Annotated in this window: 6 protein-coding genes; 1 reads left to right on the forward strand and 5 read right to left on the reverse strand. The window is 39.6% G+C overall.

Going from position 1 to position 15,922, the window contains the following annotated elements:
- From MWU82_RS21655 to MWU82_RS21675, 5 genes are all read right to left on the reverse strand, one after another.
- Positions 1-7,389, reverse strand: a 7,389-nt coding sequence (locus MWU82_RS21655) for a malectin domain-containing carbohydrate-binding protein (protein ID WP_247097878.1), incomplete at its 3' end; no start/stop codon positions are given.
- A 463-nt stretch (positions 7,390-7,852) separates the two neighbouring features.
- On the reverse strand, positions 7,853-10,234 hold the full coding sequence (locus MWU82_RS21660; RefSeq protein WP_247097879.1) for a tyrosine-protein kinase family protein: 2,382 nt from the start codon (positions 10,232-10,234) through the stop codon (positions 7,853-7,855).
- A gap of 27 nt (positions 10,235-10,261) precedes the next feature.
- On the reverse strand, positions 10,262-11,032 hold the full coding sequence (locus MWU82_RS21665) for a polysaccharide biosynthesis/export family protein (RefSeq protein WP_247097880.1): 771 nt from the start codon (positions 11,030-11,032) through the stop codon (positions 10,262-10,264).
- Positions 11,033-11,088: 56 nt separating this feature from the next.
- The gene (locus tag MWU82_RS21670; RefSeq protein WP_247097881.1) at positions 11,089-13,038 is read right to left on the reverse strand and encodes a nucleoside-diphosphate sugar epimerase/dehydratase; all 1,950 of its coding nucleotides are present in this window, start codon (positions 13,036-13,038) and stop codon (positions 11,089-11,091) included.
- The gene (locus tag MWU82_RS21675) at positions 13,035-14,165 is read right to left on the reverse strand and encodes an aminotransferase class I/II-fold pyridoxal phosphate-dependent enzyme (protein WP_281502459.1); all 1,131 of its coding nucleotides are present in this window, start codon (positions 14,163-14,165) and stop codon (positions 13,035-13,037) included. Before MWU82_RS21675 ends, MWU82_RS21670 begins: the two co-directional genes overlap by 4 nt.
- Before the next feature lie 242 nt (positions 14,166-14,407).
- On the opposite strand from MWU82_RS21675, the gene MWU82_RS21680 reads away from it, so the two are divergent.
- Positions 14,408-15,805 (forward strand): nucleotide sugar dehydrogenase, encoded by a 1,398-nt coding sequence (locus MWU82_RS21680; RefSeq protein WP_247097882.1) that lies wholly within the window; start codon positions 14,408-14,410, stop codon positions 15,803-15,805.
- Positions 15,806-15,922: the final 117 nt, after the last annotated feature.

The following is a 15,922-nucleotide window of genomic DNA, read 5'->3' on the forward strand; positions in this document are numbered from 1 at the left end:
CACCGCACCCTCTATATCATTCTGCACACCTGGATTAGTGACCACTGGTGCCTGATTAACAGGATCCACAGTTACGTTCCAGGTAAAGGAAACCACGGCAGACTCCGCAGGAGTACCGTCGTCCGTTACCGTTACCTCTACTGTATAAGGACTGTTTGTTGTAGCACCTGTAGCGATGGTACCACTGATAAGTCCGGTAGCGTTATCTATACTTAGGCCGGTAGGGAGTCCAGTGGCAGAAAAGCTCATGCCATCGTCCTCCGGATCAGTGGCCGAAACCTGTAGCGATACCACGTCGCCCTCAACACCGTTCTGCTCACCAGGGTTCGTAACCACTGGTGCCTGGTTAGCAGGTATGTTAACTGTTATGGTTAAAGTAGTCGAATTCGAAAGAACTCCGTCACTAACCGTTAACTCTACTTCATATATGCCAGGGGTATTAAAAATATGTACAGGATCTGCAGTGGTCTCTGTTGGAGTCCCATCCTTAAAGTCCCACAAATATTCTGTTACTCCCGTATCATCGGTTGAATTACTTCCTGTAAAACTAACGGTTAGGGGCGCATCACCAGAAGTGATATCAGCTTCCAATACTGCTACAGGAACTTGATTTCCTGCCTCACCAATATTCCACACAAATTCAAGTAGTGTAGATTGAGACGGTACACAATCATCGGTAACAGTAACCTCTACATTATAAGGACTATTGTCAGCAGCACCACTACTTCCTCCACCTTGTAAAGATTCGGATGCAGCAAATAATTGCGTTGTGTTATAATTCTGATCCACTTTATGCAAGGTAGCGCGATCAATAATATGGCCATCGGACCTAGAAGCAATTTCCATGGTGTAGGTACCTGGATTGTCAAATTGAACAAAAACATATTGCAATTCATTATCACTGGTTTGGGTATCCCAATTCCAAGCAATAACATTGGTATATATTTTAAACCAACCAGCTGAAGTCGCCCCATTAACCACTGGGGTTTTCCCAATTCCTCCAGGATATTTGATATCAGTGGTACCTGCTGTGTTGTCTGCACAGAAAAAATCATCTGCATCGGGGAAACGTAGCCAGGCGTCATTATGCTCTGTATTTGGATTGGACGGGGCTATAGTACCAATCTTATTGTGCCATTGGAATCTATAAAGTCCAGGTGTTGAGATATTAATCTGGGTAGTAATGGTTCCATTACCCGGAGTACTAAAACTATCAACCGTATTAAATAGATAACCCGTTCCTTTAAAACCTGTAACAGAAGATTCTTCGGACCAATTACTTCCAAAATTTAGGTTCTCCATTTCCATAACTACCAATCCATTACTTTCCTGATAGGCACCACTACCCCCGCCACCGGCAGAGACCGTTCCTGAAATTAAACCTGTATTGGCATCTATACTAAGACCTGCTGGTAATCCGGTTGCACTATATGTAACATCTGTACAAGATCCAGTAGCATCTATTTGAAGAGAAACACTTTCTCCTTCAATATTATTTTGAGTACCAGGATCGGTAACATCTGGAACATTTAGAGCATTGGACAAATTAATGACTTTGGAAGAGTTATTTCCATAATTAATGGTTAAAATGGCACTTCTGTTTGCCCCAGTACCATTAAGAGTAATTCCAATAGGATGTGTAGTATTTGGATTCAATAACTGATTGGTCAATTCCCCAGATACAATATTAAAATCGGCCGCATTGGGTCCGGATAGAACCATTGAAGTTACTATAATCCCCACGTTTCCATTTTCTATATCCAAATCGATGGATTCTGTAGCTCCATCGGCTATTAACAAACCGTTCAAAGCAGTAAGGTCACTGGCAACACTTGGACTACCAACAGGTGCATCCTCACCAAAATACTCCATATTCTTTTGGTTTCCACCACCCTGTACGGGCGAACCGGCCAAAATAAAGATTCCGTTTCCAGAAACAATAGCTTGTGTACCATGTCTTGGTGAATTTAACCCAGGTAATGTACTCCATGATTGTGATACAGGATCATACTCCTCCACTGTGGTTAAAGAGGGACCTGCATTTTCACTTTCTCCTCCAATTACCATCAATTTATCGTTAAACTTAACCGCTGAAGAGCCACCCCTTGGTGTTGGAATATTCTGACCGGCAGGCAAAGTACTCCAACTTTGGGCGGTAAAATCATATACATCTACCTCTGGTATAGTAGGAGCAAATGTTCCTCCTGCACCACCTGATAAACGGCCTCCTGAAACATATAACTTATTTCCAATCACAACTGCTGCAAAATGATCTCTTGCTCTTGGAGCATCGGCCAATGCTGTCCATGTTCCGGTTTCCGGATCAAATTCATCAAAGTATGGAACGTAGCCACCATCGTGTCCTTGTGTGTTACCGGCCACAACGTAAAACTTATTATTGTGCAGAACGAGGCCTGCAGATCCCCTTCTCCTGTTGGCAGGAATTTGAGGACCTTGAATCCATTCTTCATTTGCCGGATCAAATGCCCAAACATATTCAGCCGGGGTTTCAGTAGGAAAGGCATTATCCTTAAAAGAGCCTATTACCCAAATTAATCCTTGGTACTCCGTAGCTTGGAAATGATTAAACTCAAAAGGAGCTGAATTAACCAATGAAGTCCAAGAATTTGAAGTATAATCATAAACATCAATTGTTTTGGCACTCTCTCTTCCACCCATTAGATAGAATTTATTACCAGCTTGAACAAAAGAATTTTCATGCCTTGCCGTATAGGTCTCATCTTCACTCTTATTGACCCAAGTAGAGGCTATGGTCCATGAAAACACTTTACTTGCCGGAGCAGAACCCGGTTTAACTACAGTTACCACTACTTGATGTACCCCGTTGTTATTAGGTCCTCCAGCCGAAGCCGTGGGGTCTATTGTACCAGTAATTTGTCCGTTGCTTGAGTTAATGCTTATCCCTTCAGGTTGACCAGAGATATAATAAGCAATATCCTCTCCGGGATCTCCACCGCTTGCAGAGACACTAAGATTAACGACTTCGTTAATATCATTGGATTGGCTGGCAATTGTAGATAAGGTTAAAGTGGGATTTGTAGTATCCACCTCAAAAATTTCTATTGCACTTATTATTGGATTATCCGCAACCCCATGAAGGAATAAAATATTCAATTCTCCATCATTTAACGTCACCGGAAAAGATAGCGTACCTGCAACCAAATGTCCAAACTCTGAAATTAAGTCCAAATCATCTTTTACTATAACACCTTCCAGAGAAATATCGAATATTCTATCGCCGACTTGATCAGCCAACTCATAACTATTCCCTAAATAAAGATTTACCATATAATCTCCATTTTCCAACGGAAACTTAAATTCCATCTCGGCTCCTCCAGCTGCATCATAGCGCTCCCTACCAAAAATGCTGTTGAACGTAGTGTTATCAATATAGGCAGGCAAAGAACTATGTCTTTTATTGTAAGGTAAACTGGCGTTAATGGAAAAACCGGTATTTACAGAATACATACTTGATGCATACGCTCCATTGGTATTATTAAACTTCCAATCCACACCATTGTCTGTAGCCGTAACATCGTTACCACCAACGTTCACCCTATATGAAGTGGCATCAAATATGACCCATTCAAAGGAAATACTTACCGCATCATTGGTTAAACCATCGCTATCATCAACGGTTATGGTTACATTATAAGGGCTGTTCACTTCAGCACCAACTGCCACTGTCCCTCCTATTTGCCCATTGGTAGGTTCAATAACCAATCCTGGTGGAAGTCCTTGTGCGGAATACTGTTTATTCCCATCTCCACCATAAGCGGAAACCGTAAGATTACCTATCAACTGTTCCCCCGTACCGGTTTTTTGATCTGCAATTGGATCTACATATATCGGTGTTTCCGAGTCCGAGGCATCCAAAATTTCAATTCCATTAATCATAGGGTTTTCAATGCTTCCATGAATAAAGGAAATATCAATAGCCCCATCGGTTACTGTAATAACATGACTTATAAGGGCTCCTACTTCGTGACCGTAGGATCCAGACAAATCTATATCGTTCAAGGCCGGATAAGTAATCCCTTCCATCTGAACATCAAATAATCGTTGTCCCGGAGCTGAAGTTCCCGACCAGCCATTACCCATATAAAGTCTTACCTCATAGTTACCAGGTTGACCTACTGGAAATGAATATGTCATATTGGGCACGCCTGCGACATTGTCTGCCCTTTCAGTACTAAAAATAGTAGCTGGCGTTGTAGCAGGTACACTGGGACCACTATTAACTGTAAAAGCAAAGGCTTGGTTACTGCCGGCAACAGAAAGATTGGCGGAGTTGTTGGCCGGAGTATCTTGCTCCCAAACAATACCTCCGTCAATGGCCGCTATTTCTGGTCCACCCGCATTCACCCTATATAATACAATTGGAGCATCAGTAACAGTAACAGTAAAGGTCTGTTCCACAAAATTAGATTCACCATCTGTAGCTCGTATGGTTATATCGGACACCGTTGATACTCCTGGATATGACAAGGTCAGTTCGTTCCCGTTGATTACTGCACCTATACTGGGATCCGTATTATTCTCAACAGTGTAAGTAAGATTGGAGATACCATTATCATCATCGAAAAAATTATCCAAAGTTAATACCTCATTGGCAGAGTTGATCATTCTATCCAAATTTGGAATATTGTTGACTACGAAAGGATTGCTGTCCAAAACGTTAAGGAAATCCCAAGTTCCCTGTAATTCTACTCCGGTAGCATTCGATGTTCCAATTAGTCCAACGGCCAAATCGGTAGTGGATTGTTGTAAAGCTGTCAATAAAGCTCCTGATGCCGTTATCGTACCTAAAGTAGTCCGAGATGCCCCCCCTACTAATGTATACTGGCAAACCACTTCCCCATTTGCTGGATTAACTACAAAATAGAATACAACACCATTTGGACGATCTTGAACTGGAACCACAAAATCCAAAGAGGGTTGCGGCACATCATTAATTTCTTGCAAGGCAGTAATTCCATTTTGAGTAATCACCATTTTAATATAGTTGCTCTGAGTTCCATCACCCATAAAAATGCCAAGCTCACCATTGGGTGAAGCCGTATTTCCATATAACTGCAAGGGATCATTAAAATTAGCCAAACTACTAACTACAGTAAATATGGAACTGGTCTGCTCTACCTGTACTCCATATTGAAATCCCTTTTCTTGGCTATTGGTAGCTCCCAAAGCCGTTCCAGAGGTCATATTCATAGTCATTGCGCCAATGGCCCCTCCCAAAATATCGTTCGGATTCGGGTCTACGGGGTCATCTTTTCTGTCGATCCAATTTAACCAATTGGGATTAGCATCTCCATTATTCATTAAACCGGTCATTCCAAGACCTAAATATCCACCTAAACTAGTATCTGAAAATAGCTCATTAATAACAGGAATTATAAATGCATCGCTGCCCGCTGTATTAGGGTTGCCCAATTGAAAAGGATCTAGAGCATCTGAAATACCGTCGTTGTCGTCATCCAAATCATTAAGATCCGAAAGATAGGGAGCACCGGCAGATTTATCAAAATCACTTGGCTGCGAACCACCATTACAAGGGTCACTGCCATTTTGTTCCTCATCCTGATTGGTATAGCCATCGTTGTCGTAGTCAGCATTGGCATCATATCCCGGGTCACCTGGCGCTATACAATTCACTAAATCCGCAGGTTCCAATACAACAATTTTGGATACTGTATTACCGTTTCCTCCACTCCCAGTATATATCCCTATCCATATAGTTCCCGGAAAAGGATCTGAATCCCCATTACAACTCACCCCAAGTGCATTACCGCCTAAATTGGAAGCAAAAATTGGATTTAGTGTCTCAAGACTACCATCTGGATTAAGTTCTGCTCTTCTTAACTGTTGAAAATTGGTCCCGGCAAGTAAATCGCCTTGCATGGCTCCATTAAAGTTTGTAGCTGTATACTCATCAATACCATTGGTATTGGTACCCCAAACAGTTACTATATCATCATCCGGGCCATCTGGATTGGTTATCCCCGGTCCCCTCCAATCCCCTTCTACGGGATTGGCCGTCGGCACTGGAGGCCAATTTGCAGGAAGTGCTATGCTTGCATCGGTTGTAGACCCTGGACTAGATCCATCAGGATCATATATTAGTGTTCTAAAAACAGCACCTGCATTACTTGTAGCGTTTGGAGTGGTATATAATCCTGCTCCGTTAGGATTGGCCCTTACAGGATTTGGATGTCCTCCATAATAGCTCCCAAAAACATAATTTTGAATATCCGTGGTAATCAATTGAAGGTGATCTTCATTATTAATTTGTTCTCCTCCAGATGGGGAAGAACTTCCAGGTTCTCCTACAACATAATTATTGGTTACATTGGCAGTACCCTCATTCTCGGGAAATCCACCCCATCCACCATTGGCACCATTGTCCGTAACATATACGGCCCCACTCTCCGTAACCACTAAATCATATGCATTTCTATAACCTGGGGAAAAAATTTGAACAGGACCACCTTGTACTACCATGGCCTGATTAAGACCATCATTGCCTCCAAAAGGGTCATTCACATCTATACCATTATAACCAGGAGCATTAGGGTCGGTAATGCCGTTTGCATTGGCACGTGTTGGATCGTCCAAGGTTGGTATATCATATATATAGTTACGACCATTGTCATTTTGGATAGGTAGCGCTTCCAAAATATCCAGATTTACTGATAAAATGGCCCCGGAAAGTGCGTATTCCATTGCATAATTAAAATTGATGGATGGACTTCCCCCATTGGTATGTCCCCCTTGAGCTACGATTAGATAGTCAATTCCACTAACTGTAACAAATTCCAATCCATTGGTAGCATGGTTTTCCTCCGATCTCGGCAAGCCTCTAACTATATCTACCACATCCCATGAAGATCCGTTCCAAGAAAACCTAGTTATAATCCCAGAGTTGGTATCAAGACCTGTATCACCAGATCCACCGTTAACTCCCCCTCCAATTCTGAAATCACTGGAGGTAGCATAGATAATCGGATTTGCGGAAGTTCCAGCAACAGTTATACCAGTAGTCTGTCTTAATGCTGAACTATCAGGGGAACCATCGTCATTATGGTTTTGAATACCGTTGATACCAGTAATTACCTCAGTATTTAGGACTTTGTAATCGCTAGGACCGTTCCTTTCTATGGTAAGTGCCTTGATGGTACCAGAGTATTCAGCAAAATATAACCGTCCATCAGGACCAAATTTCAATGAAGTGGTGACCAAAGCATTACCATTTCCATTGAAATCCAACTGGCTCTGAGAAAAGTTAATCTGTGCATTTATCTGGTTAAATCCTAGGGCGAACAACCAAAAAAAGATAAATAAAAGGGATTTGGAGTAATTGTGTTTCATATTCCTATAGTTAAAAAGCATTCTAATTTTAAACCGCTTGCAACGGGTCTTATAAGTTACAACAAACAAATATAAAGTAATAACAATCGTGAAGGAAAATACCCTAATCTTATTCGTTTAAACCCGAATGTTCATCGATAAAATACAGGGATAAAAATTATGAACACTTTAAGCCTTCATTAAGCTTAATAAAACATATTGCTCTATCAAAATAATGAAAACCACCGATGATTCTGCTTCACAAACATTTAGCTGTATCCGCTAAAGAGGGCAAGCAAATAAAATCTGTAAAAAACAAAAAAAGGAAGACTAAACGCCTTCCCTTTTATAAATCAAATGAGTTTAAATTAAATCCCTGATTATATAACTCTAATCGCCATATAATTATGCTATAAAATTACATTACAGTAACCAAGTCCAAAAGGAAGATTATAATAATCATTGCTCAACAAGTGCATAGATTTTAAAATTTCCACCACTTTTTTTGGCTTTTGCCATAGCCATAACCGTATTTACCGCCATACCCTAAATTGGAAACTTTCACATCGTTCACTACAAAGGACAGCCCTTTGATTTTACCATCCTCCTGCAATTTCATAGGATATTGAACAGCCTTCTTTTCCGTAACACCTGCTCTTGTTACATAAATGAGATGATCGGCATAATCACTGATTAATAATGTATCCGTAACCACCATTAATGGTGCCGTATCAACTATTACATAATCGTATTTCTCAGATATTTCCTCAAAAAGTTCTTTAATACGTTTGCTCATTAACAATTCTGCAGGGTTGGGAGGTATTCTCCCCGAATATATAACATCCATAGTATCATTAAAAACCAACATCGGATTAATGATATCCTTAACCTCCAAAGCATTATCATAGAGGTACTCCGTAAGACCCACATCCTTTTTTCTACTCCTAACGGGCATTTTATTAATTTCACTTCCCGTAAAAAAGGAATACAATTTGGGATTACGGACATCAGCCCCCAATAATAGCACCTTTTTATCGGTACTGGCAATTGTCATGGCCAAATTGGTTGATAGAAAAGACTTCCCTTCTCCTGGAACACTAGAGGTAACAAAAATAATATTATTCTTTCCGTTTTCTGTACTTTTTGTCTTGATCAAATAATCCAGATTGGTTCTAATAATCCTCAAGGATTCTGCCAAAACGGAGCGGTCTTCTTTAACAATTACTTTTTGGTCTTTTCTGGACAGTCGTGGCAATTCCCCAAGCACAGGAATATCCATGGATATTTTTTCCAAACTATGCATGTTGTGCAGTTTGTTATCTAACAAATTCGTCACATAAATCCAAGAAAATGGAATTAAGCCGCCAAGTAATATAAAGGCCAAAAAAACAACTTTTCTTTTGGGTGATATAGGAAATGGACTAGGGTTATAGGCATAATCTATTACCTTAGATTTAGGTGCGGTTGAGGCTACTGCAATTTGAGCTTCCTCCCTCTTCTGCAACAAATAAAGATACAACTGTTCCGTTGTTTCCTGTTTTCTGGTGATATCCCTTAAGGCTCTCTCATTTTTTGGAGCGGAATAAATCTTGGAATTAAAAATAGCCTGTTGACTACTCAAAGCATTTACCTGTAAGCCCAAATTATCTACCGTACTGCTTAAACTAGACTGCATATTCCTTTTTAAACCTCGGATCTGTTGGTCCAAATTAACAATGACCGGGTTCTTTTCATTGGAACTTTTTAATAATCGGTTCCGTTCCAAAACCAATTCGTTATACTTGGAAGTAGTACTATTTATGGTTGGGTCGGTTAGGCCTATATTCCCAGGAAGCACCTCAAAACCATCCTGCTGTTCCACAATGTCCTTCATAGATGCAGCAATATTGAGCTGGGTCCGCATATTGGCCAATTCCTGTTGATTGGCCACCCCCACATTTAAATTAATATTGGCTTCAGAAGCAATGTCCGTAACCCCTCTTCCAGTTTTGAAGTCTTGGGCAGTCTGATCAGCCGTAGAAAGATTGGTGTAAATCTCTGCAATTCTGTCATCAATAAAATTCGAAGTTCTATCGGCAATCATCCGTTTATCCTCTATGGCATTCTTATTGTAGACCCTTATCAATTCATTTAATATTTGAATTGCCTTTTCTTTTATAGGATCTTCCAAGGCAATATTAACCACATTGGAATATTCATCCAATATATTAATATTTATCTTCTCAATATAAGCTTGAGCCACCAGATTAACTGGGTGTACCTCTACCTTAATTTTAGCCTTCTTAAATCGATCAAAATTTTCCATATTGGGGGTTACCACAATATCCCCTATTGGGGTAGGAATATTCGTCCCAAATGACAGCACTTTTAATGGCATATCCTCCTCTTCGGTATAACCAAATGTGGTAGTAGATGACAATTGTAAATAAAAAGTAAAACTGGATTTATTAATAATAGAATCGGCAGCTATAAAATTTACCTTTACCGGTGGGTTGCTATACAATTCCGTATCTATTATATTACCTTGGGCCATAATCTTTGTATTTAGCCCCAAAGTTTTGACCACTTCAATAAAATTGGACCTCGATTTAATTAGTTCAATTTCGTCGCTAACTTCTGTATTTCCTCCGGAAAGAAGATCCAAATCTTTAAATAACCCAAGGCCCGCCCCGGAACTGCCTTCATCAACAATTTGGATTTTAGCTTCAGCACGATATTCCGGGATTTCGTAACGTAGATAAATGAACGCCATGCAAAATGCAATAACAACTGACAAAGCGAACCATTTCCAATGCTTAGAGTATAAACTTATTATTTCATTAATATCGAAGTGATCCGTGGAATTGTTTTGAGAGTTTAAACTCATTGGGTAAGGAGTAAAATATATTAATCGTTAATTTCTTGTTATAAAAAGTATGGTGGAGGTAATCACCAGCGAGGCCAAGGAAATGGCTATAGTGGCCCTGTTGTCCAAACTAGAAGAAGTTACTGCCGATTGATTGGGTTCCACATAGACCACATCATTTTGGGTCAGATAATAAACTGGGGAATTCATAGCCTCCTTTTGGGTAAGGTCTAAACGGGTATACACCTTGGTGCCATCAAAATCACGGATAACCATCACATTTTTACGCATTCCCTTTATAGTTAAATCTCCGGCCAGGCCAAGTGCCTCCAAAATAGTTATACGTTCCCCTCCTACAGGATAAGTACCTGGACTTCTAACTTCTCCTAAAATTGTAACTGTAAAATTCACCAACCTAATATTAATTATAGGATCCTTTAAATAGTCCTTCAATCTTTCACTCAAAAGTAGCCTTACTTCCTCTGGCGATAAACCGGATATTTTCAACTTGCCGATCACTGGAAAATTGATATTTCCCTCCTGATCGATAAGATACTCTACCTCTTCTGCCCGTATACTTCCTTCGGTTACACCTTTATACAAATTAAAGGGAACGCTGGCCTCGTTATCCAGGGTAGACACATTAATACTAACAAGGTCATCGACCTTAAATTTTGGGGTAAAACTGTTCTTGTCTACCAGGGTTTCAAAACTACTGGCATTCTGAAAATAGACAACCTCTTTTTTCGAGGCACAGGATGAAAGGAATAACGCAAAAATTAATAAAAGTTTGGATAAGCCAAAATATTCTTTTTTCATGGAACCAGGTATAATGGAATTGATTATAAGATTTTGTAATGCAAGTATAGTAAAATTTAAGACTGTAGCATTTTCTTGACGTTTACATTTTCTGTTTTTTCTACTACTTTTTTATTTTCTTTAACCTTATCCAGCTTACATTGATCAGAATTGTTGGAAACATATTCTGGAACAATAGCCTTCATAAGTGCCACCGGGTTACCATTAAAAAACATATTGGTCACACACAACTCGTTAATCTTGGACCTAATATCCTCAAAATCAAACTCCCTGGACTTGCTGATCATAATTTTCTTATGGTAAGTAGGCATGGTATTTTCCCCATTGGCCAATAGCTCCTCATACAATTTTTCACCTGGTCGAAGCCCTGTAATCTTGATATCGATGTCCTCAGGATATCGTAGACCGGACAATTTAATCATATTCTTGGCCAAATTGAAAATTCTGACGGATTCACCCATATCAAAAATAAATATCTCACCTCCTTGTCCCATTCCTCCAGCTTCCAATACCAATTGGGCCGCTTCCGGAATCGTCATAAAGTAGCGAGTTATATCCTTATGAGTTACGGTTAAGGGACCTCCTTTTTCAATTTGTTTTTTAAATAACGGAATCACAGAACCATTGGACCCCAAAACGTTACCAAAACGGGTTGTAATAAATTTTGTTTTGTTCTGTTGCTGCGAACAACTAATGTACATTTCCGCTATCCTTTTGGTAGCCCCCATTACATTAGTAGGGTTAACGGCCTTATCCGTAGACACAAAAATAAATTTATCCACATTATTGTCCAGAGAAAGATCTACGATCACCTTGGTCCCTGCAACATTAATCTTAACAGCCTCATAGGCGTTGTATTCCATTAACGGTACATGCTTATATGCAGCGGCATGAAACACCATATTGGGCTTGTACTCCTGAAACAATCCGGACATCCTATTTTTGTCCCTTATATCCCCGACAATAGGAATAAAATTATGAAAACCGTTCTGTATCAACTCTTGCTGCAAGTCATATAAGGCAGATTCTGCCTGGTCGATCACGATTAGCGATTTATATTCGTAATTTGCTATTTGCCTTACCAGCTCACTACCAATAGAACCTGCTCCACCAGTAACCACAATCACCTTATCCTTTAACTCCTTGGAAATGCGATTGTTCTTGATATTGATGGGAACCCTGTCCAACAAGTCCTCAATTTGCACCTGTTTAATCTGGGAAAGTTTCAATTCACCATTGATCCAATCCTCTATAGGTGGAACTATTTTGACTTGTACAGGAAAATCGACCAAACCTTCAACCAATTCCCTTAATTTGCTATGCTCTATATTTTGTATGGAAAAAATTATTTCATTAATACCATTGGCTTTTAAGAAATACTCCGACAATACTTCGGGAGCATAAACCTTTACACCATTTATACTCTTGCCCACCTTTTCATAATCCTTATCTATATACCCAACAACTCTTGATGAACTTCCTGAATGCCCCGTTAAGGCATTCTGGGTAAGAATACCGGATTCTCCTGCCCCGTAAATAATAACATTTTTGGTGATCTTAAATTGCTTCACCAAGTTATAATAGGCATTCTTAAACATATACCTAGAAGCCGTTAAGGCAATAAAGCACAACAAACTATGAATAATTATAATGGATAACGGTACTGTAAAACCTTCCATAAAATCCATTTCCCTATTTAGAATAATTATGAAAATGGTAATTATACTGGCAAGACAAATGGCATTGAAAATATTATAAACATCCCTTACCCCTGTATGACGGACTACTCCCTTGTACGAACCTGTAATCAAGAAGGCAAGCAACGAAATTAGAATTATCACAGGCAACTGCATAACCAACTTGCTAATATCAAAATCAAGGGTTAGGTTAAACCTTATAAGGTAAGATAATATAAATGTTATGGCCACCAAGATCAAATCTATTGCCAAGACAATCCATTTGGAGGTATACTTTTGTGCTCTACTGGTTAAGTAATTATGTATCATTGGGTTATTACTTTTAAAATTATTTCTACAACTCGATCTAAATCTTCTTGCTGCAAATTGGAACCGCTGGGCAGACAAAGCCCTCTTTGGAACAAATCTTCTGATGTGCCGTCAACGAAACTCTTACAATCTAAAAAAACAGGCTGCAAGTGCATTGGTTTCCACAAAGGTCTGGACTCTATATCTTCCTCCAATAGCGATAACCTTATTTTTTCACGAATATCGTATGAAGGTAACAATATACAGCTCAACCATCGGTTGGATTTTAAGTCATTTGGCTCGTCCAAAAATTCTATTTCGGATAGTCGTGCCAATTTGGACTTATAATATTCAAAATTGCTCCTTCGACTATTCACTCTATCTTCGATCACCTCCATTTGCCCCCTACCTATTCCGGCAAGCACATTGCTCATTCTATAATTATAGCCAATATGGGTATGTTCATAATGCGGAGCATTATCCCTAGCTTGTGTTGCCAGAAAAACCGCCTTCTTTTTTAATCCCCCATCCTTGGTAATCAAGGCACCGCCACCGGAAGTGGTAATAATCTTATTGCCATTAAAAGACAATATACCTATTGTTCCAAGACTGCTACAAGGCCTATTCTTATAGGTGCTTCCGAGTGCTTCCGCACTATCCTCAATTACAGGAATATCATATTTGGATGCAATTTCATTTATTTCCTCCACCTTATAAGGCATGCCGTATAAATGTACCGCGATAATCGCCTTAGGCTTTTTGCCATTTGCTAAACCATCCTTTATCGCTTGCTCCAACAATACCGGCGAAATGTTCCAAGTTTCCCTTTCACTATCCACAAATATAGGCCGAGCCCCTAAATAGGTTATAGGGTTAGCGGAAGCCGAAAAAGTAAACGACTGACAAATTACATCATCTCCGTACGTAACTCCAAGCAACTCCAACGCCAAATGAATTGCCGCTGTGCCCGAACTAAGAGCAGCCACCTGCATGGAATTGCCTAAATAATTTCCAATAGCATCTTCAAAAGCATTTACATTGGGACCTAGTGGCGCTATCCAATTCGTATCAAACGCCTCTTGAACATAATTTTGCTCATTGCCGCCCATATGTGGCGAAGAAAGCCATATTTTTGTTTTTGTAATCAAAACTTGGGGTTATTTAATTATTGCAATGTAAAATTAGCTATACTTTCGAGTACATTATCATATTCACCAGATAATTCGTTCAAGATTGAATTATCTCGATTAAATACTGCTCTAATTAAATTTTTCGAAGTTTTATCGAGACTTCTGAACAATTCACCTATAAATATAAGCTTAGATAAGCTAAAAGCCTAGGTCAATTGAATTAATTTTTAATCTTTGCACAAAATAATTATCCTATAATAATGAAAAAAGTCACCAAGATTTGTTGCATCGGGGCCGGTTATGTTGGCGGACCTACCATGTCTGTCATAGCCAGTCAATGTCCAGAGATTAAAGTTACTGTTGTGGATATCAATGTAGACCGCATTAACCAATGGAACGATTCCAATTTGGATAATTTACCGGTCTACGAGCCTGGCCTGAGTGAAATTGTGGCTGCTACAAGAGGCAAAAACCTTTTTTTTAGCACTGAGGTGGACAAAGCTATTGATGAGGCAGAAATAATTTTCATATCTGTAAACACTCCTACCAAAACCTACGGTAAGGGCAAAGGGCAGGCAGCCGATCTTAAATTTATTGAATTATGCGCCAGAAATATTGCCAGGGTTGCCAAAACCGATAAAATTGTTGTTGAAAAGTCAACCCTTCCCGTAAGAACGGCCAGTGCCATAAAAAGTATTTTGGACAATACCGGTAACGGAGTTGCTTTCGAAATCCTTTCCAATCCTGAATTTTTGGCGGAAGGTACCGCTATAGAAGATTTATTGCATGCAGACCGTGTTTTAATAGGTGGTGACGAAACTGCCACAGGTAAAGCGGCCAAAAACACCTTGAGTGCCATTTATGAACATTGGCTTCCAAAGGAACGCATTTTACAGACCAACGTTTGGTCTTCGGAACTTTCCAAACTCGTTGCCAATGCCTTTTTAGCACAACGCGTATCCTCTATAAATTCTATCTCTGCATTATGTGAAAAAACGGATGCCAATGTCGCTGAAGTCTCCAGAGCCATAGGCTATGACAGTAGAATAGGATCCAAATTCTTAAATTCCTCAGTAGGCTTTGGGGGATCCTGTTTTCAGAAAGACATCCTTAATTTGGTTTACATTGCCAGTAGTTTTGGCTTACAAGAAGTTGCGGATTACTGGGAACAAGTAATTATTATGAACGATTACCAGAAAAGACGCTTTGCCGAAAATATTATTTCCACGCTATACAATACAGTTTCCGGAAAAAAAATAGTATTCTATGGTTGGGCATTTAAAAAAGACACCAATGACACTAGGGAATCCGCAGCTATATACGTTGCCGATGCGTTATTGGAAGAAAGAGCTGAAATAGTGGTTTATGACCCAAAGGTTTCTGAAAAGCAAATTTATGCAGACCTGGATTATTTAAATACCAGAACGCCCGAAGAAAACCGCCGCTTATTGAAAGTTACAAAACAACCTATAGAGGCCATTCAGGATGCCCATGCTATAGCCATACTAACAGAATGGGATGAGTTTAAGAACTACGATTGGGCCGAAATTTTCAAAAATATGCTAAAACCAGCCTTTGTTTTTGATGGGAGAAGACTTTTGGATAAAGAAAGTATGACCGAATTAGGGTTTAACTATTATAAGATTGGAGAATCCTAGGAAGCGGTAAGAAAAAATGAATTGACACATACGACACAGGACCAGTATAAAAATATAGGCCTGCAAAACTAAAACACTATTAAATGTAGGGAGAACCCAGCCCACTTGTCAATTTTT

Source organism: Arenibacter sp. S6351L, from assembly GCF_023016025.1.
Taxonomy (GTDB): Bacteria; Bacteroidota; Bacteroidia; order Flavobacteriales; family Flavobacteriaceae; genus Arenibacter; species Arenibacter algicola_B.